This window comes from Nostoc punctiforme PCC 73102 (assembly GCF_000020025.1).
GTDB classification, from domain to species: Bacteria; Cyanobacteriota; Cyanobacteriia; order Cyanobacteriales; family Nostocaceae; genus Nostoc; species Nostoc punctiforme.
Map to the genome: position 1 here is coordinate 3,225,732 of NC_010628.1, position 17,163 is coordinate 3,242,894.

Consider the following 17,163-nt stretch of genomic DNA (forward strand, 5'->3'; position numbering starts at 1 on the left):
GTTGCGCTGGAATAGGTGGCAATTGGAAGTATTTGCTACTCCCTTCTGCCCTCTGCCCTCTGCCCTCTGCCTTTATTCCACTACAGTTTAGCTAGTGGTTGTATAAAGCACTAGAGGCTAGTCAATATTGTCATATTTAAGATCCACTTTCGACCAATTCATAGAGAAGCGATCGCACTTTTTCTTGCCACTCTGGAATCGCTTGAATTTTTTCTAAAACAGATGGTTCAATTCTCAAGCTCAGTTTTGCGTCTCTGGGTTCTGCTCTGTCTGTAGTAAATTTTCCTTGATTATTTCGTATTTTTTGCATCATTCACCTCCAATTACCTCTATTGTATGTCAGAACCACGTCCCCGTGGTATAGAGTCTTTTGATGGTAAATGGTTAAAAATACAAAATTATTTATGCAAAACTCTCTTTACATCCATGTCCCCACGGATTATAATGGATGCATGAGGGAAAAAGTTACACCCTCGAAATTAAGGAGGTGAGTAAATGAGTCAATCAGGAAATGGAAAAAAAGAAGATGTTAAGCCGTCGGACATTGATATCTTCGAGAAGGTTGAAAACGAAAACCCATTAACCGAAGACCAAAGGTGGTTCAAAGAGAACCTTGGTACAGGTGAACGGGAAATCGAGATCAACCCACCTGAGCTAGATGGTTCCGAGGATGAACCTCAAGAAGGCTAATCCATAGTGAGGCAGCGCGGTCTTCTCCCAAAGGGAGAGGCTAACGCCTTTCCTTCGGAACGCTACGCGAACGCGGAGCGTCTCGTAGAGAAGGGGGTTTCCCCCAGGAGTGACTGCCGAACCACGAAGTGGAGAAAACCCCTACCCCAATAGGGGTTTTCAATGCTTTACCCATTTTATCAAATTCAGCGAGTATGAATGATTGCACTATTGTTTATCCAAGCTACTTCCGAATTTTTGAATGCAGAGTAGGGCGCTGGTTCATTAAAGATACAGAAATTTTCATAGGGACTGAAAACCCAATCAAAGATAATGATATTGCTGCGCTTTATGGCGTTACCGAGCAAGAGGTGGTTATCAACCTGTTCCGTGTCAATGGCGGGAAATCCGGTTTTTATCTCGCAAATTTGAAGGATAAAGGATATTACTACTGTGGGCAAAACAGGGAAGACCTAAAAGCCAAGCTGCGAACGCTTGGCATTGGGCGCGAAGATCCGATCTCCTAAACTACCGCTTGTATTGCTGTTCTATTTCTTTGTCTTTTTTTAGTACGCCTTCCAGTTGCCTTGCGGCATCATCTGCTGGTTGGCGTTTTAAGTATTCGCACCCCATAAACATCACAAGTAGGGCGATCGCCGCACCCAGCGCTACCCATTGTTTTTTAGAAATATTTTTTAGGTCAAAATTCATACTAGTCAGTTATGTACTGGGTTTATTATTCCCACACTGATATCACTTTTAGTATTTCTTCGGCTTGCAATGCAGGCATATAGCTACTTCTAAAACAAAATATAAATTCCCGCCTGTTCCCAATATTTCGGAGACCCTGCAAAAATTGCCTGACGGTACTTTCAAGCATTTTTGCTTTTCGCTTCGGAGACCCTCAAAACAAGGTTTCATGTTAACTAAACAATTTATGCAATTCTTCCATCTCAGAATTAGTCTCAGCTTGCAATGCCGTAGCCGCGTCTTGCGGCACTCCTCCCAATTCCATTGGGTTCGTTAGGGCAATAATTACGGCTTCCGAGTCTGGGCTTCTCCCTAATCTGGATTTGGTTTTATCCTTGGGTTCACAGAAGATTTCATCTTTGGTATTCGTACTATATCTTGTAGCAGTCAAATCTTGGAATACATACTCTTCATTTTCCAGAGGAGCGATCGCTATTCTCCCACCCATCAATAGTTCTCGAAACTGCCAGTACAACTCTGCCTTGAGGTTAGTAAATTTCTGCTTTGGTTCCTCTTTTTGTTTTTTCTTCTTGTAGCTGGGGACATCCCCAAAACGACAAGGCAAGGCTTGATACCCGGTTTTTTTGAGTTTAGCGAGTGTCCCAGCGCCAACTCCGGTATTATCCACAGCAATTGAGTAACCAGTACCAAGTAGCTTAATTTGACTTGCTGCAATATCGGCGGCGCGTTCTGTGTCGAGTAAGTCTCCCTTGGTGGGGTGGATTTGCACTTCGTACAATACTGGCCCGCGTAGCAGTGCCAAAGCGTGAGGATCGCCGCCGTCGCCAACATCTAAGCCTAATCTCCAAGGGTAACGCTTGGCGATCGCATCCCAATATTGTGGATTTTGATCGTAGAGCGATCGCGCTTGTTTGAGTAGGGTGAGTAGGATGATGCCGTCTGCTGCATCTTCTGCGTATTCACCCATCACCCGCCCTTTCCAATATGCTGAAGTTTCAAACTTCTCTCGCCGGACTCGTTCTATCCAATCAATTGAGATTGCGCCGGGGATGCGATCGCGCGGGAATTCTGGCGGCCACTCTTGCTGTGGTTTAATTTCTCCATCTTCATTGATGATATGTTCGGCTACTTCAGGTTTTAATCTGTAAACGCCATCAGCACACAGTTCATAGGCCCACGAAACATTAGGGTGACTGAACGCAGAAACAGTCAGGCAACGCTTATCTAGTTTACAAGTCTTAGCAAATTGCGACTGCGGATCTACTGGGTTCCCTATCCTCAATCCCCTATTATCTGAGCCAGTCAAACAAGCAATAAACCCGTTATCAATCTGTGGTGTTATCCCGTCCGCTTCATCCTCAATCAGCAATTGCTTTTGTCTATGCTGACCCTGAAAGGAATTCTCTGAATAATCACGACTAGTTATGCCAAATGCGTACACAGTCTCAGAAAACAGCAGTTGCATAATGTCGCATCTACCGCCCAATTTGGTTTTGTGCAAACCGTGAATTTTTCGCAACTCTGCCCACAGTATCCACTTAACCTGATCTTCACTAGGTGCAGTAGTAATTGCCACACCGCCCACGCAAAACAGGAAATAGATTACAAGTAATGAAGCGATAAAGCTTTTCCCGGTTCCGTGTGCTGCTTTGACATTGGTGATAGGGCGATCGCGTACTGATTCAGCTATTATTGTTTGCTCGTTAGTTAGCTCAATACCCAGTTCGTTTTTAAAAAAACCTACCGGATCGTCAGCGTACTGGGGAAAGGGGATAGGACGCGAACCACCATGAACTAGTGCGGCATATTTAGATGACGAGGTTTTAAGTTTGGCTAGTCCCATCTATCCAAAAGGATTGGAAATATCCAGCCTAGTAATAACACAGTCTTCTTCGTAAGTTCTTAAAAATTCCCATGCTTGCTTGTTCCATCTAGCATCAGCAAGTGCGTTGTGTTCGCCTTTGTCTTGTTTTGGTAATTCTGGATCGCCTAGCTGTTTACACCATTGCTTGATGTCGTTGGCGTACATTGGGAACCCTTTGGGAAGGTCAATCATTGCCCCAAATAACTGACAGAAGGCCACCCAATCGTAATCAGCATAGTATCCCCAAAATTCTGGCTTCCACCCTTCCTCAAAATGTGGCTCTTTGGGATACCAGCTTAGAAACCTGACAATACTGGTAGCGATCGCCTGTCTTGTTTTCCATCGATCGCTACCAGTGCAAGTTAAAAAGTCGCCTTCTAAGTGAGGGAGAACGTTTGCTTTAACCCAATTACTTGCTCGACTGAAATCACATTCAGCATTTTGAAAATATAGCTCACGCCCATCTTCGGCAACTATGCCAATTGAAATAAGCTCTATTGTACGACCATCTTCAATAAATTCTGTATCTAGCCAGTAGTGCATAAAATTATTAAGGTTATGTGATTTATAAGCGATCGCCTACTAATTTAGATGATGATTTCTTGAGCAAAAGCAAAAGGAACATACGCAATACCTCTTGAGGATTGTGCCATCAATCCTTGTTGAACCAATTGTGAAACGTCCACAGCATACTGCTTTGGTATACCGTCCACAACTTCCACAACATCAAAAACCTGCTCTACAAAATTGTTAAACCACATTTGATAGCGTTCTGTATCTGGTTGTGTGATTTTAATTTGCATAAAAGCGATCGCCTACTAACTATCACAATCTTAATCTGGTTTACCAATCGTTCTCAACTCTTCTTCCATCCTCCCTATACCCTCACCAATTACTCTTGCTTGCTCTGGTGTTGCTACACCTTCAGCCAACAATAATTGCACCGCATCAAGTACAGGAATATCTTTAGGATACAACCGTAGTCGCTTCATTAATTTTTCTAACGCTGACAATTTATCATGCATCGTTACCGTTGTTGTGGTGGTAACTCCGTCTTTACTTAAAGTTTTGGATACTGTAATACTTTTTACCGAAGCCTTGGCGCGATCGCCCCACTCCTCAGACTTCTTGATTTTTATGTTATCGCCATCGTACTCTAAGATATCAGTGATCCTTGAAAGGGCGATCGCTGCTACCTCAGCAATAATTTTTACCTCAGACAGTCCCGCAATTTCCCCTAGATAGGCTTGTATCTTAGTGTTTCTTAGTAGCGCACAAGCGCTTGCAGCAGCGGAGTTATCGTTTTTGACATTGTATCCTGCTCTGATATATGCACGAGTTTTATTGAGGTCTTTGACGTACTCGTGACAAAACCTCAGTTGCAAGTCTGTTAATTCTTGTGGGTTAGTTTTCTTATCCCCAGGCATTGATCAATAAGGGCGAAGTAATCTAACTTTAACCTGAGACGCTATGCCAGTGAATGAGTAAACACCCCAATTAGGTAATGATTTGGTAGGGAATTTAATTTATGGCTAGTTGGTCAACAATCGACAGGGAAAGTGAGTTCTATTCAATCTTTGGTGAGGAAAGAATACCTATACTTTCTATAGTTCCAATCATCCCAAGAGTTGCAGGATCGCCGCCGTGCTACGTAGTATTAGGGCGTGAACTACCGCCACACATGGTAGAACAGCTAGCCATTAAATTGTTTGATGTGTGGCGACCAGAATGTGAGTCATTGCAAATGGCGACTGACTACATATTGAAAGGACTGCCATTAAAAACCAGTCATTTTAATGGGTGCGGGACGGATGATTATTTTCAAATGCAGATGGGAACAGCTTTAAACGCTGCAATCCATTTTGCTTACAGCGATCGCCCATAACAAGCGATCGCCATAAACAACGAACAATGCAAACCACAAAATTACAAAGATTTTTGCTTGGTGTTGATCTTATTAGGCGTTACGAGGTAGACGCAGAAATAGGGGTTAATCACGGATTTATTAACATTGGTAGTTACGAGATTTGCTACTCGAAGATGCCAGACCATGAATGCGCCTTAATGAAGCAGTGGGGATGGGTTGAAGGTAACGGGGGTTGGTCATTTTACACTGTGGATTAGGAAGCGTAGGCGCTCGATCGCTCACTACCGCAACGCTCACGTCAACTCCTATCTCTTGCTCAAGTATTGGTATAGTTAGTCTGTTGTGTTCAAGCATCTAGTATGGCAGAAGAAGGAGTATGGGTAGTTTCTTGGACGACTCCAGAGTTTGAGCCAATTGTTAGGGTTTCCAAAAACGATCAGGAAGTTTCACTATCTTCGTTTGCAGCTACCCAACACGCGATCGCTATTTTTAATGCTGCTGCTTACGCCGAATCAGAAGTGGCGCTATTTAAGGCTTTAGTCCCAAATGTGCCTAAAGGATTTGGTAAGCCTAGCAAAGATGTACAAATGGCATTGATGATGCTAAAAATGCTACGAGATAAACGGGAACCTTTGCCTAGTAATATTAGCGGTATTTTTGGATTTAATACTCAAAAACCTTTAGTAGAGATTGATTACGGAAAGTTTAAATTACAGTATGAATTAGATGAAGTCAGGTTTCACGCTGCATCACTACTAGAAGCAGCAGAAGCGGCGAGGTTTGATGCCTTCTGGTTTAAGTTTGGCAACCAAGAGTTAGGATTAGAAGAATTAGAAATACTTGGCATTGTTCAAAAGTATCGTCTTTACAAACAGAAATACTCAATTGAAGCAATGTTCAAAAAGTCTTAAGCGATCGCTTGTTATGGGCGATCGCCCGTCAACTTATTCTGCTGGAGGATCGTCTCTGGTATCTCCGGCCGCAGTAAGAAAAGCGTCTAGGTGAACTACGTTCTCTTTCTTGGCCACATTCAGCGATGGCGTAACACCACCCGCTGCGTAGGTTGTGGCGTTGCCTGCAAAAGCGTAAATCAGAGAGCTAAGAGTAATAGTAGCCTCAGTATCCGACTCTAGTATTGAATAGGGTAATACTACGCGGAATAGTACTTTATTAGCAGTCCCCCCACCATCTAAGGTGACAGGGGTGTAAATATCAACAATAAAACTTTCATCTGTACCATCGGCGATCGCGGCTGTTAAGGGCAAGCTTTTTGCTGTTTTGGGCGCATTGGTCAACCTGTTGAAAGTTTCAGTTTTCGTCATCGTCGTCACTCCACATAAAGTCTTTTACGTTCACCGTCTTTTGTTCGCCAGTGGCTGACTGGAATACTAAAGTTTGTTTACTGTGTTCTTTCAGCCATTTTTGAGCTTGTTCGCGCTCGTATTCTTCCTCTCGTTCCTTGGGGTCGCGGCGTAGTTCTACAGTTTGTTCCAAAAGGTCGTTGAGGAATTGGACGGGGAAGGATTCAACTAGATACGGAACTAACCCGCCTTTACCGTAAGCCTCAATCAATAAAGCAAATAAATCTACTTCGAGATTGCCGGAACTTCTGACACTGGCTCTGCTTGAATCTGCTCTAGCGTTTGTTCTAATTTTGCCATTCGCACCTTGCGGCTTTCGTCCTCCCTCTCCCGTACCAGACGGAACAGGGTTGCCGAAAAATTTATATCGTGAATCTTGGCGATAAGGGAAGGGTCGTTGACCAGATTGCCGTTTGCGTCTTTTTCTCGCTCTAGATTATCTTTGATGTTTTCCGAAAAAAATATCCTGCCAAGTTGAGCTAAATCTGAAGAGTTGGCGATCGCCTCTATATCAAATCCTGGCTCAGGTTGTCCAACTACCGGAAGGATGGCCGCGAGTTTAACCATATTCTCCCATGTGGACTTATTAACCAAGAGGTGGGCTAATCGCCCGTCATGCTCTACAAAATCTCGTAGTAGCTTTTCTTGATAATGGATAACTTCAGATAGTCCGCCCTTTTTGCTTTTAAATGGGGCGGGGCGAACTGTTATCTTTTTGCTGGGGTCGCCGTTTTCATTCCAGTAAATAACTTCAAATTCTGGGTATTCACGTTTGACATTGGTCATTGGTCATTGGTCATTAGTCATTGGTCATTGGTTGACTGATAATTGCAAAAACGCCCGATTAGTTTACTAATGTATGCGAGTATAACTAATGTTTTTATACCTAACTTTGCCTAGTTATCGCAATACACCGTACTTGCTAGTTCGTAAACTTTGTATGGCTCGCAAACTCCCAGTCCTGACAGATCAAACTTTATCTCTAAGTTGTCAGCTTTAGGATCGAGCTTGGAGCCAGAAGGGTCAATCTGAGCAGAATAAACCTCGACCAAGGTAACGGTGTCGTCACTAGATCGAGCAATAATATTGATTATTTGCGTACCTAAAGATTCTTCTGATACGGTTCTTGCCGCGATCGCAGGCAAAGGAACCTTAATATGCGTTATTTGGTTGAGTAAATTGGTAGAGAATTTTTTGGCGAAATTAGCTCCAATCGCAAAACTATTATCAGTACTTGGGCTGAAACTGTCATAAGGTTGTTGAATTAGAGGCAAAACGTCTTGATTATCAGCAACAATCGACGCAGAGGTTTGCACATCTTTGACTACACCATAACCAACCTTCCCTGTTGGTGCGCCTGGGTAGGTTAATTTTCTAATTTTTAGTTCTTTAGGAAGAATGAGATTGTCAAAAGTGCTACGGGTAATTTTTCTGCCACGCTGCAAAGCATAAAGGTCAAGCGTTGAGCCTGAATAGGTCAACGTTAAAACGGGCTTGAAACCCTTAACATTGTTGCCAATATTTGTTTCTCGGCCGTAAGCGTCACCTCCTGTAATTTTTTCGACATCTGGGTTGTCATCAATAACAGCATTGGTAGGCAGTCTTCCCGCCCGGACTACCCCTGTCTCCTCATCCGTTATGGTCATACCCATCACACCCGACCATTTTCTGATATAACTCTTTTCACTCATTGCACCCGATATCCTCTGTTATTTCAAAATTTACTAGTAAAAATGTATACACTGGTTCGCCGTTGAGCGACATCACCCGGTACTCAGCTTTAATCTGGCTTTCAGGGTCGAAACTTGGGCAACATCCCCGATGGTTAATCCCGTACTCTCTCATAAGTGAATCAATATTAACCGCAACCCATCTTAAAATCCCTGGTATCCGTTCTTCATCTGGAAAACTCAGACAATATCCTATGGTCATCTGAGTGGTATTTTGCCCCCAAGTGAAGTTATCGGTATTTCGGTATACCTTCAATAGCGGGAACGAGGATAAATCAGCAGGAAGGGAGTTGTAGCAAATCGCGTGACGCACTGCTACGATTCCCGTCTTCAATTCACCAATGCGATCGTTGAGTCCATCTTTGATGTAGGTGGCGATCGCCTGCATTGATGGATCGATCGTGGGAAGGGCGAGTTCGGGGAATGTGGAAGTTGACCAAACCATAGCTATTGTTCAGCGTTCAGATTTTGCCTAATTTCATCAACCGTTATCCCTTGATTTGCAAACATTCGGGCTTGCTGTAAAGCAAAAATTGCAAACTGCTTACATTGAGGATCTTCGATTTCCACATCAACAGCTTTAGCAAACTCTAGCGCCAGTGCGTTAATTCTGTCGTGCTTGCGGACGCGATCGCTCCCTGGCGTAGGAGGATGATAACGAAAATACTCTTCGATTGGGATATCCATAATTAGCTTGACCAAGCCATAAGTTAATTTACGATAGAACCAAGTCCAACAGCGATTGCCCCCACTGCTAAACGACGATGCCATGTCCCTGGCTCTTTATCTTCTGAATAAACCTTAGAAGTTGCCCAAACCGTATGCCCATCAGCGTCAGGGTAATCATTAGTTCCATCTATAAAAACAATCAAGTTTGAATAGCCCTGAGCTATTAATTCGGGCGATACATCTCGCCATAGTTTCACAATAATTGCAGGTCTAATTTCACCTTTATTTCTGCCATCTGGCAAGACATACAAAACGTGAGTTCCTTCCGTTATTCCAGTCAATTTCTGTGACATATTCACCTCTTGATTATTAAAATTATTTGACAAACGATCGCTGCTAACCTCCCAAATATCCAGCTACATAAGCTGCAACTTTCTCAAGTAGCGCCGGATGCCAAAAAAGGAAAGGGCGATCGCGTTGCAACCTAGAAGCTTTGGCAAGTGCCGTACCAAATACGAGTTCAGTTTCAGTCACCTCAAATACTTCATAAGGGTTTCCTGCCGCCGTCATGCTTTGGAGTAGTTCGCCAGTGTCGCGGAGGATCTGACCATTACGACGGATGGGACGAGCAAGTAAGTATTCATTACTCAAAGCTTCCCAATTCTCACCGCCCAGTACTTCACCACCTGTTTCTGTGGCGGGGGATGACTGGAAGCGTAAATCCACATCTTCTTGGATAAGTAACCGGATAGCGGGGCCAGCTTCCCTAATATCCTGCACTCTGAGTTTGATACCTTGCAGAAGTTCCGAAGCTTTTTGTAAGTCGCCTGTATTAATTTCAAGTGTTAATCCCACTAGCGATCGCCTCCTTTATTGCTTTGGCTATCTGGTCAATAGATGAGGGCGAAAGCTCTGAATTATGTGCATAACCATGCCCAATATATTGACCAACAAGTTGAGGTGAATCACTGTATGAGCGGTTAATTATTTCTAGCGCTTGAACGACATCACCAAGATTTCGCGGTGTCGCTCTTAGTGCAAGTAATCGCTCCAATAAGCTTCTTAAATACTGTTCCGCTTCGCTTATTTCTTTGATAATTTGCTCGTTATCTGGCTGCATTGATTTCAAGTGTTAATTCGATCTAGTTTTTAGCTGTGTGCCTTGTAGCGGTAGTAGTCTATAGGGGTAAACCCAGTAACCGCAGAAAGGGCAAGCCCCGCACCTGCAATCAAACGCTTACGTTTTGCCTTTCGGACTATAACGGTTTTGCCTTTTTTTGTGCGGCGAGTGTAAGTGCTGCTAAAATTAGCCGAGCAACAACAGTGGCGTTTCAAAACACGGCGTTTAAGTCTACGTTTCAATCCTGCGAAAAACGCGGTCTTGGGGTTTCCCCAAGTGGAGCGATTTTTCAAGACAGTACCAAATTCCGCCGTTTTAATTGGGTGGCGAGACGCTGCAATGCTATTACCACCAATTCGTCTTTTAGCGACTCTAGAACCGCTTCCTTCTCCGAATTTGTAAGTATGCTGTAAGCTGGCAAGGACTTCATCGTATACCTCCTTTTCTACTTTTTTGGGATTCTCACCATTGGCTATGCGTTCAGAGGCGCGGTTAATTGCGGTTGATGTTGCACCTGATAAGTTCTTTTCTTTATCAAAGGCATCAAGCGCTTTGGATGCTGTCTCTGAGATTTCGGCTGATTCAGCTACATTTATCTGGTTGCCAGCCTTAGCCAAATCTTCAGCAGCACGCGATCGCCCCACTGTGCCAAATAGCTTTTTCTCTCTAGCTAGTTGACGTTTAATCGAAGCTTGGATTTGCGCTTTTTCCACAGCAAGCGATCGCGTCTCTGGAGAAAATCCAAGCAAGTCAAACAACCCACCTTGGGATTCCTGCACTTTAGGAGCGCCAACCACCATATCGGTTAATTCCTGGATGGTATCGTTGTTAATTTTCTTTCCTCGTTTCTCCTCCTTCTCAATCAGGTCTACCAATTCTTGCTGCTGTTTGTGGTCTTTGAGTGCGTTACCAATTGTCACGGCTCGTTGTTCGGGTAGCGTTCCCTGTACCACGCGGAAGAATAATGGTTCATTAAGTCGGGATAAAGCTAAACCATCAGTAGCAATTTTTTCACGCATTGGTATGCCCTTGCGTTCTAAATCTTCTCGACTCACTCCAGAATCGCGGAAGAATTTAGCAGCATCTAATGCATTGCCACGACCCTCAGCTATGTTAGTTAAAGCACCAACAGCGCGGGCTTCTTGCGGAGATTTGGCTTTGATGAATTTAGCAGTCATGGTTTTGACACCAAGCGCCTTGGCTCGTTCGGTGCGGTTGTGACCATTCACTACATATACTTGCTTGTCCTTGGGATCTTGCCAAACTTGGATAATGCCAGCTAAGTTTGCATCCCAAGTTTTAACTCCAGAGAGGGAGCCAACTGAACCAGTAGAAGTTTGAGCGCCCAAGATTTTGTATTGAAAGCGTTTCGGGTCAACTTTTAGCTTTGACACCTCCACTTCAGCAATACCACTAGAAAGTACCTGCCTTGCTCCAACGCTAGCAGCTGCTTGGGTTAGTTGTAGTTTTTCCTTTTGGGACTTTAACTTGGCTTGGCGATCGCCTACCGATTGTAATAGTTGGCGATCGTAGTCGTTTTGAGGGAGTCTCCCTTGCTGGGCATCACGGTAAACTTGGGCGCGTTGCTTGGTGTACTGCTTGTAGGTGATTGGAGTTTTGGTTTTGATTCCCGTTTTTGGGTCGGTGTAGCACTTGCGGTTGTAGGGGATGAAGGTTTTACCGCATTGCCAACCACCACGCCCAAACTCTATCCTTCTGCCATCTGCCCTCTGCCCTCTGCCTTCATTAAATTCAGCGCGGCGTTTGATGCGTTTTTTGAATAGTGGCAGTCCACCTTGTAAATCTTTGTCGTATGCTAACGGGTTGAATAGGGAAGTTTGAGTATTTTTCTGAGCTTGTTGCTCAGTTTTGAGTTTAGCCATCCGCGCTTTTTTGGCTTGTTCTTCCCATGATTTAATTCGGGATTGGTCGCCTGACTTTTTAGCCTCAGCTAACTCTTGATTGGCGTAAGCTTCACGGTCAGCAGCCGATTTAAGGTCTTCAGCTTTGATGAGCTTTTTATTAGATTCCTTGGGTGGGGGCGGGGTGTCTTTGTCGTTCCCGTCTAGGTTTAAGGCTGGTTTATCCTTTACTCCAAATCTTTGTGCTAACTCTGGATACCCCTGTTGTAAATCTGGGTATCCCTGCTTGGCTGCATTGTGGTTAACTTTGCTCCAAATTTCGGCATACTTACCTTTGTTGAAATCGTCAAAAGCTTTTCCAGTTGTCTCTTTATCTTTTTTTCTAGTGGCACTGCTAGCTGCACGGGAAAGGCGATCGCGCTCCGTACTCACCTGCTCGTATTCACGATAAACATCAGGTGGTAGGTAATCTTTTAATCTATCTTCATACTGATTAACTGTTAATTCTTTAGGATTGTCTAACTCTTTTAATTTAGATGCCCATTGAGAGCGCTGTTTTTGAATATCAACAGATGGTGGTTTATTTTTCCATCCTGGTACAGCAGCCCGACGGCGATCGCGTATAGCCTGCTCTCTATCTTTATATAGCGTTTGTGCAGCTTTACCCTTAGAACCGACAATCTTCTGGTAAACCTGATAGTTAATTGGGGTCTTTAACCGTTTACCAGTCTTGGGGTCAGTCCAACATTTGGCGCGATTAGGGATGAAAGTGCCACCACAAGGCCAACCAAATTCGGCGCGGCTGTAATCGGACATTCTAAACAGTACCGTTCCCACGTTAGATCCCCCAATCAATAGAACTGGCAGCAGCCGGATTTCGCTGCTCAACTATGCTATAGCTACGGCTAACAACATCGGGTATCTCTCCTCTCTTAGGTACTCCCGGTAGAACCATAGGCTCAACTCGATTGAATGCAGTTGATGGTGGAGGAGCTAATCCAGGCAACGTAATCCCGATCGCCTGACACTCTTCCTTGGCTTGCTTAAATAGGATCGCACCATACCCCTGATCGCCCCCCTCCCCTTGAGTTTGCTGGTAATGGGTACTCATAATTTCAGCAACCACAAATTTCTCAACAATGGATGCAAGAATTCTCAATGATTGGGTAGCATCGTTAGGGACAGGTAGCTCATAGAGCATAGATAGAGCCATGTCTAACTTGGCTTCTACCTGTTCGCCAAGTTGCTCGTATAAAGAGTAATCAACTTGTTTTGCTCCGAGTGCTTGGGTTTGCCCTAGTGTCGGTGGCCCATTGTTTAGTTCAAGGCGGTTTTTGAGGCGACGGGCGATCGCCTCTGGAGTTGTGTATTTAAGCATTGGGATTGTAACCTGTGTAGCCTCTAGCCTTAATTTGATACCTACCAACGTTACCTTGAGCGGTTATCCCTAAACCTCGCTCCCCTATACTTGGGCGAAATTCCTCACGGATGTTACGGCGATCGCTCCTCACAGAACCCACACCTAAACCGTAGGCTTCACCTTTATCAATAGGGACGGATAGCCTAGCAGAAATTCGCCCCCGTTCAACCTTGAGACGATTCCTTGATTTGCGGACAATTTGTTGCTTGCCGTTGCGGATGCGGGTGTAGGTAGAAGAGAAATTAGCTTGGCTGAATAACGCTACCAGTGGGTAATTCATCGGTTATCGCCTGCCCAAAGAGTGTTTGATCGAATAGCAATTTATCTGAATAAGTTTCCCACTTCAGATTTTTACCAAGGGGGACGCGTAGCTTTAAATCTTCCAAGCTAGTAAAGGGAGATTTTACTCGCTCCTCTGCTACCTTTTTGGCAACAACAATGCTGACACCTTCAAGGGCAGCGATCGCCTCTATGGTTGCGTCGTTAATGTGAATCCTTTCAGGAGTAGGGACTACCACAGTAGAAGTTCCGTAATTAACTTGCTCGTTGTTGGGAGTTTCTGCACCAATTTTTATAATGGTTTCTTCAAAACTGCCAGCAAAGGGGCTAAACGTTGGGATATCTGGGGAACCTTGAGTAACATATTCTTCAGTTAGTAGTGCCGTAGGCAATTCACCTGGCTTATATTCCCGTGGATGGTAAAAGTTGCCTTGATACTGTGCGTGTTTTTTCAGCGTTACAGGTTGATTTGGATCGATTGTCATCACGCCACCTTCCTTGCTGCTAGCTGCTTGGGTTGTGCAATCCAAGGAATCATTCTGCCTACTGCGTAAGAGCGGCTTTCCGGTGGTGAAGATTTTAAAGTTTCTTCACTTTTAATAAAGATTCCTGGTTTGCCTTTAGCTTCAATCGTGGGGCCAAATAAACGTTTGCTCATGCCTTTGGTTAAGAAAACATAAGTATCGTTGGGGAAATATCGCCCTCTAATATTTTGCCCTGGCGCGATTTCAATTTCATACTGAGCATCACTAACCCGGAGTTTAGGAATTTTCAACTCAGTGGTAATTTTCTCCAAAATTGTTTGCCCGACCATTGCTTGCACAGATGAACCAGGGACGTTGTTGATTATCCCTAAACCGAGTGCGTAGTTGCGGGTTGATTGTTGCCTGAGCAAGTTATCCATCAAGTCTTGCGATAACACGGTTTCATCTGGATAGTAGCCATTGAGATCGTAGAATGCGCGTGCGTGCCGCTGCAAATTGTCTATACCATTGGCGTTAGTGGCATCAGTCCAGATAGCGCTGCCTAAAGTGTTACCAGTCAAAGGGGCCGGGAATAAAGTTGGCTCGGTATTGTATTGCAAGCGAAAGCGGGAACCCGATCGCGTATCGGTAAAGTCGCATAGTCCAGTAGTGACGGTTTGCCACCACAAAACATTAGCGGTTTTCACAACTCTAGGTTGGAGACTGTCTACCGTACCAATTAGCAGATCCACAAAATAGCGGGGCATATTCTGCATTTGCGCCAGTTCCATCATCCGGATCTCATCTTCTTCATTGAAGATGTGGGAGATCGCAATCTTACCGAACGACGAACCTTCAATTTTGGTCAAGCGACCTGCACGGGTTTGGGGGATTTCTTGACCTGTGGCAATGATAGACGCGATCGCCATGTTCCTTTCGATCATGTATTCCAACACCCGGAAATCGTCGGTCATTTCCATCGGTGCGTACTCATCAGGGATGATGTATTGGTCAAGCAGTTTCATATCAGGCTGCTTACCTTCGGTTTTGAGGCGAATTTCCTTATTAGGATCGACCAAGAATGCGCTTGTATTGTCAATCAGCGCATCTATCTTGGTTTTAATTCGGGCTGTATTGAGAAATTTTGCAATAGACATTTTAGGTTGGGAACTGGGGATTAGGGGCTAGGGATTAAAATTAACCGCCTGTGTAAATCGGTATGAAACTGAGTCGGGGCATGGACGCAACGATGTGTCCATCAATATAGGGCAAAGCTAAAGTATTGATTGCTGCCATGTTGTAACCAGCGATCGCGTCTCCCCTATCCTGCCCCTCGTCATCGGTGAGGTAATACTCGTGAGTGAGAATACACAGTGGTGTATCGGTGATAGTTCCAATTTTTGTACCAATAACTTGGTTTCCATTAGAACTAGAAGCGGTAATAGTCAAAGCGCCTACAGGTGTTGTGACTGCTACAACTGCCGTACCTGTACTACCACCAGTACCTTGAGCTACGCTGCTCGTTACGGTAAAAACCGCTCTATTCTGACGGTGAGTGAAAGTAATCACAGCACCGGCAACAGTGGCATCAATATCAGCCCAACTTGAAGTTTGTGATTTTTGGGCATCGAATGCAGTCTTTAATCCAGTGGCGACATCACTAGGTACTGTAGTTGTGGCAGTAAATCCAAAAGAAATGCCGTCTGCGGTGAGAGTGAAAATGTTACCGACTGCTGGGGAGGCGATCGTTACTGTAGTAGTTTGCGGCCCATCTGTGGCAGAAACTGCGGTTACTGTTCCAAAAGCTGCCGCACTTGCGTTTACTACCGCAGCATTTTCAGCAGTGGGAGTGCTTGAAGGCGTACCAATTACTTTGAGAACATCCCCTGGTTTAAATGCCCAGGGATTATTCACAATCACGGTGGTTGCATCGCTAGCATAAGGACTGATAATTTTCGCCCTTGGCAATATGCGGTTAGCAGTAGTCAATATACTGCCAGGTAATATACGCCGATGACCGCCAATTTTAGCGATATCAGTAGGTGTAATATATCGTCCATACAGTCTCTCGGTGTTGACGTTGTTGTATAGGACTGGGCGCTCAATTCTGTAACTGTAGCGAGTAAGCATGGTTTTGTATTACGAAATATTAAGACCAATTGGTCTTGGTTTATTGGTAGCCGTGGCGAGAACGGTAATTGCTTACAAATTCTTTGCTTTCTTCTTTTTCGTGAGCATCGACATCAATCGTCTCTACTACCTCTTGTGAGAAGAAAGCGCTGTAGTTTGATGGGCCTGATTGAGCTTTCCAGTTTAAACAAAACTCAACGTTGTCTAAATACTGCGATGGATTTACGCCACTGTTGTTGCAAAACTGGCAAAACACTGCAACGCTATCTACGTCTTGGCTAAAGTTGGCTGAACGGAGCAAAGAATTACGTTCTGCTGGGGTGAGTATGTTTCGCTCCTCTAGGCTATCGGCTATTTTTTCAAGTTGGCGCAACCTAAAGCCTACCTCGCGTTCAGTTTGGATAGAGTTGAATTCAGCTCGTAAATTTTGGACACTTGTGTTGAGCGATTTGTGCTGAGCGGAGTCGAAGTAAGTCGAAACATCAGCAGACATCTCAACTGAGTCGTCGGGCATTGCTTCATTGTATGCTTCTTGCCCTAAAAGCATAAATTGCTGATAAGCCATCTCATCATCAGAGAGGAAATGGTCAGCGATCGCCTGGGTGACTTCGGGAACTGGGGCAGCTGCCCCCATTAAATAAGCCTGCACTTCTTCGGGGGTGATATTTGCGACTTCAGAAACTGTAGCAATCCCCTCTGCTGGATCGTCAAAGCTATCATCAATGATACCTGAAAGCATCTCGCCAAAGTCAGCACCAGCAGCGCTCGTCATTTCTGGTTCAAATTCAACTTGAACTTCTATATCAAAGATGTCGAGTTGATTTTGAGCGTGGTCTTCAATAGCTTGTCCGATGGTGGCATCTACATCGCCAGAGTCAACCTGTCCGCCTGCCTCAGCTTCTAAGGCACTGTGGACTAAGGTAATAAATTCTACGTAATTATTGTTAAGGTGTTGAATTTCTTCGTAGTCAGAGAGTGATTGTAATTGCTCAAGTACGTCCATAATTATTAGTCATT

The 17,163-nt window shown here is 44.4% G+C and carries 27 protein-coding genes; 5 read left to right on the forward strand and 22 right to left on the reverse strand.

Going from position 1 to position 17,163, the window contains the following annotated elements; genetic code table 11:
- Positions 1 to 136: 136 nt before the first annotated feature.
- Complete coding sequence (locus NPUN_RS41815; RefSeq protein WP_167315619.1) at positions 137 to 313, reverse strand: hypothetical protein; 177 nt, start codon at positions 311 to 313, stop codon at positions 137 to 139.
- Between the two features lie 182 nt (positions 314 to 495).
- Here NPUN_RS41815 and NPUN_RS13015 point away from each other — a divergent pair, with 182 nt between their 5' ends.
- Both NPUN_RS13015 and NPUN_RS13020 read left to right on the forward strand, forming a co-directional pair.
- Complete coding sequence (locus NPUN_RS13015) at positions 496 to 690, forward strand: hypothetical protein (protein ID WP_041565365.1); 195 nt, start codon at positions 496 to 498, stop codon at positions 688 to 690.
- A gap of 194 nt (positions 691 to 884) precedes the next feature.
- Positions 885 to 1,196 (forward strand): hypothetical protein, encoded by a 312-nt coding sequence (locus NPUN_RS13020; protein ID WP_041566125.1) that lies wholly within the window; start codon positions 885 to 887, stop codon positions 1,194 to 1,196.
- 1 nt (position 1,197) lies between these two features.
- Here the strand turns inward: NPUN_RS13020 and NPUN_RS13025 are convergent, their stop codons facing one another.
- From NPUN_RS13025 to NPUN_RS37555, 5 genes are all read right to left on the reverse strand, one after another.
- Entirely contained in the window at positions 1,198 to 1,380 is a 183-nt protein-coding gene (locus tag NPUN_RS13025; RefSeq protein ID WP_041565366.1) for a hypothetical protein, read from the reverse strand.
- Positions 1,381 to 1,591: 211 nt separating this feature from the next.
- On the reverse strand, positions 1,592 to 3,223 hold the full coding sequence (locus NPUN_RS13030; protein ID WP_012409137.1) for a hypothetical protein: 1,632 nt from the start codon (positions 3,221 to 3,223) through the stop codon (positions 1,592 to 1,594).
- Positions 3,224 to 3,787 (reverse strand): 3'-5' exoribonuclease domain-containing protein, encoded by a 564-nt coding sequence (locus tag NPUN_RS13035; protein WP_012409138.1) that lies wholly within the window; start codon positions 3,785 to 3,787, stop codon positions 3,224 to 3,226.
- Positions 3,788 to 3,831: 44 nt separating this feature from the next.
- The gene (locus NPUN_RS13040; RefSeq protein ID WP_041565367.1) at positions 3,832 to 4,047 is read right to left on the reverse strand and encodes a hypothetical protein; all 216 of its coding nucleotides are present in this window, start codon (positions 4,045 to 4,047) and stop codon (positions 3,832 to 3,834) included.
- A gap of 30 nt (positions 4,048 to 4,077) precedes the next feature.
- Complete coding sequence (locus NPUN_RS37555; RefSeq protein ID WP_012409139.1) at positions 4,078 to 4,671, reverse strand: terminase small subunit; 594 nt, start codon at positions 4,669 to 4,671, stop codon at positions 4,078 to 4,080.
- A 101-nt stretch (positions 4,672 to 4,772) separates the two neighbouring features.
- Between NPUN_RS37555 and NPUN_RS13050 the strand changes: the two genes are divergently transcribed.
- The 3 genes from NPUN_RS13050 to NPUN_RS13060 all read left to right on the forward strand — a co-directional run bounded on the left by NPUN_RS13050 (position 4,773) and on the right by NPUN_RS13060 (position 6,022).
- Complete coding sequence (locus NPUN_RS13050; RefSeq protein ID WP_012409140.1) at positions 4,773 to 5,129, forward strand: hypothetical protein; 357 nt, start codon at positions 4,773 to 4,775, stop codon at positions 5,127 to 5,129.
- Between the two features lie 26 nt (positions 5,130 to 5,155).
- Positions 5,156 to 5,368, forward strand: coding sequence for a hypothetical protein (locus NPUN_RS13055; RefSeq protein ID WP_041565368.1), 213 nt, complete (start codon positions 5,156 to 5,158; stop codon positions 5,366 to 5,368).
- Between the two features lie 102 nt (positions 5,369 to 5,470).
- The gene (locus NPUN_RS13060; RefSeq protein ID WP_012409141.1) at positions 5,471 to 6,022 is read left to right on the forward strand and encodes a hypothetical protein; all 552 of its coding nucleotides are present in this window, start codon (positions 5,471 to 5,473) and stop codon (positions 6,020 to 6,022) included.
- 33 nt (positions 6,023 to 6,055) lie between these two features.
- Here the strand turns inward: NPUN_RS13060 and NPUN_RS13065 are convergent, their stop codons facing one another.
- The 16 genes from NPUN_RS13065 to NPUN_RS13140 all read right to left on the reverse strand — a co-directional run bounded on the left by NPUN_RS13065 (position 6,056) and on the right by NPUN_RS13140 (position 17,149).
- Positions 6,056 to 6,433: a hypothetical protein gene (locus NPUN_RS13065; RefSeq protein ID WP_012409142.1), complete on the reverse strand. Its 378-nt coding sequence runs from the start codon at positions 6,431 to 6,433 to the stop codon at positions 6,056 to 6,058.
- A complete protein-coding gene (locus NPUN_RS13070) occupies positions 6,420 to 6,683 on the reverse strand; it encodes a hypothetical protein (protein WP_012409143.1) in 264 nt (87 codons plus the stop codon). The genes NPUN_RS13065 and NPUN_RS13070 overlap by 14 nt, the downstream gene beginning before the upstream one ends.
- Before the next feature lie 14 nt (positions 6,684 to 6,697).
- Entirely contained in the window at positions 6,698 to 7,258 is a 561-nt protein-coding gene (locus tag NPUN_RS13075; protein WP_012409144.1) for a hypothetical protein, read from the reverse strand.
- 110 nt (positions 7,259 to 7,368) lie between these two features.
- Positions 7,369 to 8,163 (reverse strand): hypothetical protein, encoded by a 795-nt coding sequence (locus NPUN_RS13080; protein WP_012409145.1) that lies wholly within the window; start codon positions 8,161 to 8,163, stop codon positions 7,369 to 7,371.
- On the reverse strand, positions 8,156 to 8,647 hold the full coding sequence (locus NPUN_RS13085) for a hypothetical protein (protein WP_041565369.1): 492 nt from the start codon (positions 8,645 to 8,647) through the stop codon (positions 8,156 to 8,158). The genes NPUN_RS13080 and NPUN_RS13085 overlap by 8 nt, the downstream gene beginning before the upstream one ends.
- Positions 8,648 to 8,649: 2 nt before the next feature.
- A complete protein-coding gene (locus tag NPUN_RS13090) occupies positions 8,650 to 8,889 on the reverse strand; it encodes an Acb2/Tad1 domain-containing protein (RefSeq protein ID WP_041565370.1) in 240 nt (79 codons plus the stop codon).
- A 23-nt stretch (positions 8,890 to 8,912) separates the two neighbouring features.
- Complete coding sequence (locus tag NPUN_RS13095) at positions 8,913 to 9,224, reverse strand: hypothetical protein (RefSeq protein ID WP_012409147.1); 312 nt, start codon at positions 9,222 to 9,224, stop codon at positions 8,913 to 8,915.
- Positions 9,225 to 9,267: 43 nt separating this feature from the next.
- Positions 9,268 to 9,726, reverse strand: coding sequence for a phage virion morphogenesis protein (locus NPUN_RS13100; protein ID WP_012409148.1), 459 nt, complete (start codon positions 9,724 to 9,726; stop codon positions 9,268 to 9,270).
- Positions 9,710 to 9,991: a hypothetical protein gene (locus tag NPUN_RS13105; RefSeq protein WP_041565371.1), complete on the reverse strand. Its 282-nt coding sequence runs from the start codon at positions 9,989 to 9,991 to the stop codon at positions 9,710 to 9,712. The genes NPUN_RS13100 and NPUN_RS13105 overlap by 17 nt, the downstream gene beginning before the upstream one ends.
- A gap of 29 nt (positions 9,992 to 10,020) precedes the next feature.
- Positions 10,021 to 12,690, reverse strand: a complete 2,670-nt coding sequence (locus tag NPUN_RS13110) for a hypothetical protein (RefSeq protein ID WP_148220307.1) — start codon at positions 12,688 to 12,690, stop codon at positions 10,021 to 10,023.
- 1 nt (position 12,691) lies between these two features.
- The gene (locus tag NPUN_RS13115; RefSeq protein WP_012409150.1) at positions 12,692 to 13,231 is read right to left on the reverse strand and encodes a hypothetical protein; all 540 of its coding nucleotides are present in this window, start codon (positions 13,229 to 13,231) and stop codon (positions 12,692 to 12,694) included.
- On the reverse strand, positions 13,224 to 13,553 hold the full coding sequence (locus NPUN_RS13120; protein WP_012409151.1) for a hypothetical protein: 330 nt from the start codon (positions 13,551 to 13,553) through the stop codon (positions 13,224 to 13,226). The genes NPUN_RS13115 and NPUN_RS13120 overlap by 8 nt, the downstream gene beginning before the upstream one ends.
- A complete protein-coding gene (locus tag NPUN_RS13125; RefSeq protein ID WP_012409152.1) occupies positions 13,516 to 14,037 on the reverse strand; it encodes a helix-hairpin-helix domain-containing protein in 522 nt (173 codons plus the stop codon). Before NPUN_RS13125 ends, NPUN_RS13120 begins: the two co-directional genes overlap by 38 nt.
- Entirely contained in the window at positions 14,037 to 15,173 is a 1,137-nt protein-coding gene (locus NPUN_RS13130) for a hypothetical protein (protein WP_012409153.1), read from the reverse strand. Before NPUN_RS13130 ends, NPUN_RS13125 begins: the two co-directional genes overlap by 1 nt.
- 40 nt (positions 15,174 to 15,213) lie before the next feature.
- Positions 15,214 to 16,146, reverse strand: a complete 933-nt coding sequence (locus NPUN_RS13135) for a hypothetical protein (protein ID WP_012409154.1) — start codon at positions 16,144 to 16,146, stop codon at positions 15,214 to 15,216.
- A gap of 40 nt (positions 16,147 to 16,186) precedes the next feature.
- Positions 16,187 to 17,149 (reverse strand): hypothetical protein, encoded by a 963-nt coding sequence (locus NPUN_RS13140; RefSeq protein WP_012409155.1) that lies wholly within the window; start codon positions 17,147 to 17,149, stop codon positions 16,187 to 16,189.
- Positions 17,150 to 17,163: the final 14 nt, after the last annotated feature.

Coding starts and splice junctions, on each gene's coding strand:
- NPUN_RS13040 (WP_041565367.1), bottom strand. CDS start 4,047: ATGCAAATTAAAATCACACAACCAGATACAGAACGCTATCAAATGTGG.
- NPUN_RS41815 (WP_167315619.1), bottom strand. CDS start 313: ATGATGCAAAAAATACGAAATAATCAAGGAAAATTTACTACAGACAGA.
- NPUN_RS13080 (WP_012409145.1), bottom strand. CDS start 8,163: ATGAGTGAAAAGAGTTATATCAGAAAATGGTCGGGTGTGATGGGTATG.
- NPUN_RS13120 (WP_012409151.1), bottom strand. CDS start 13,553: ATGAATTACCCACTGGTAGCGTTATTCAGCCAAGCTAATTTCTCTTCT.
- NPUN_RS13130 (WP_012409153.1), bottom strand. CDS start 15,173: ATGTCTATTGCAAAATTTCTCAATACAGCCCGAATTAAAACCAAGATA.
- NPUN_RS13035 (WP_012409138.1), bottom strand. CDS start 3,787: ATGCACTACTGGCTAGATACAGAATTTATTGAAGATGGTCGTACAATA.
- NPUN_RS13025 (WP_041565366.1), bottom strand. CDS start 1,380: ATGAATTTTGACCTAAAAAATATTTCTAAAAAACAATGGGTAGCGCTG.
- NPUN_RS13135 (WP_012409154.1), bottom strand. CDS start 16,146: ATGCTTACTCGCTACAGTTACAGAATTGAGCGCCCAGTCCTATACAAC.
- NPUN_RS13020 (WP_041566125.1), top strand. CDS start 885: ATGAATGATTGCACTATTGTTTATCCAAGCTACTTCCGAATTTTTGAA.
- NPUN_RS13030 (WP_012409137.1), bottom strand. CDS start 3,223: ATGGGACTAGCCAAACTTAAAACCTCGTCATCTAAATATGCCGCACTA.
- NPUN_RS13015 (WP_041565365.1), top strand. CDS start 496: ATGAGTCAATCAGGAAATGGAAAAAAAGAAGATGTTAAGCCGTCGGAC.
- NPUN_RS13125 (WP_012409152.1), bottom strand. CDS start 14,037: ATGACAATCGATCCAAATCAACCTGTAACGCTGAAAAAACACGCACAG.
- NPUN_RS13085 (WP_041565369.1), bottom strand. CDS start 8,647: ATGGTTTGGTCAACTTCCACATTCCCCGAACTCGCCCTTCCCACGATC.
- NPUN_RS13060 (WP_012409141.1), top strand. CDS start 5,471: ATGGCAGAAGAAGGAGTATGGGTAGTTTCTTGGACGACTCCAGAGTTT.
- NPUN_RS13115 (WP_012409150.1), bottom strand. CDS start 13,231: ATGCTTAAATACACAACTCCAGAGGCGATCGCCCGTCGCCTCAAAAAC.
- NPUN_RS37555 (WP_012409139.1), bottom strand. CDS start 4,671: ATGCCTGGGGATAAGAAAACTAACCCACAAGAATTAACAGACTTGCAA.
- NPUN_RS13055 (WP_041565368.1), top strand. CDS start 5,156: ATGCAAACCACAAAATTACAAAGATTTTTGCTTGGTGTTGATCTTATT.
- NPUN_RS13090 (WP_041565370.1), bottom strand. CDS start 8,889: ATGGATATCCCAATCGAAGAGTATTTTCGTTATCATCCTCCTACGCCA.
- NPUN_RS13050 (WP_012409140.1), top strand. CDS start 4,773: ATGGCTAGTTGGTCAACAATCGACAGGGAAAGTGAGTTCTATTCAATC.
- NPUN_RS13140 (WP_012409155.1), bottom strand. CDS start 17,149: ATGGACGTACTTGAGCAATTACAATCACTCTCTGACTACGAAGAAATT.
- NPUN_RS13065 (WP_012409142.1), bottom strand. CDS start 6,433: ATGACGAAAACTGAAACTTTCAACAGGTTGACCAATGCGCCCAAAACA.
- NPUN_RS13075 (WP_012409144.1), bottom strand. CDS start 7,258: ATGACCAATGTCAAACGTGAATACCCAGAATTTGAAGTTATTTACTGG.
- NPUN_RS13105 (WP_041565371.1), bottom strand. CDS start 9,991: ATGCAGCCAGATAACGAGCAAATTATCAAAGAAATAAGCGAAGCGGAA.
- NPUN_RS13095 (WP_012409147.1), bottom strand. CDS start 9,224: ATGTCACAGAAATTGACTGGAATAACGGAAGGAACTCACGTTTTGTAT.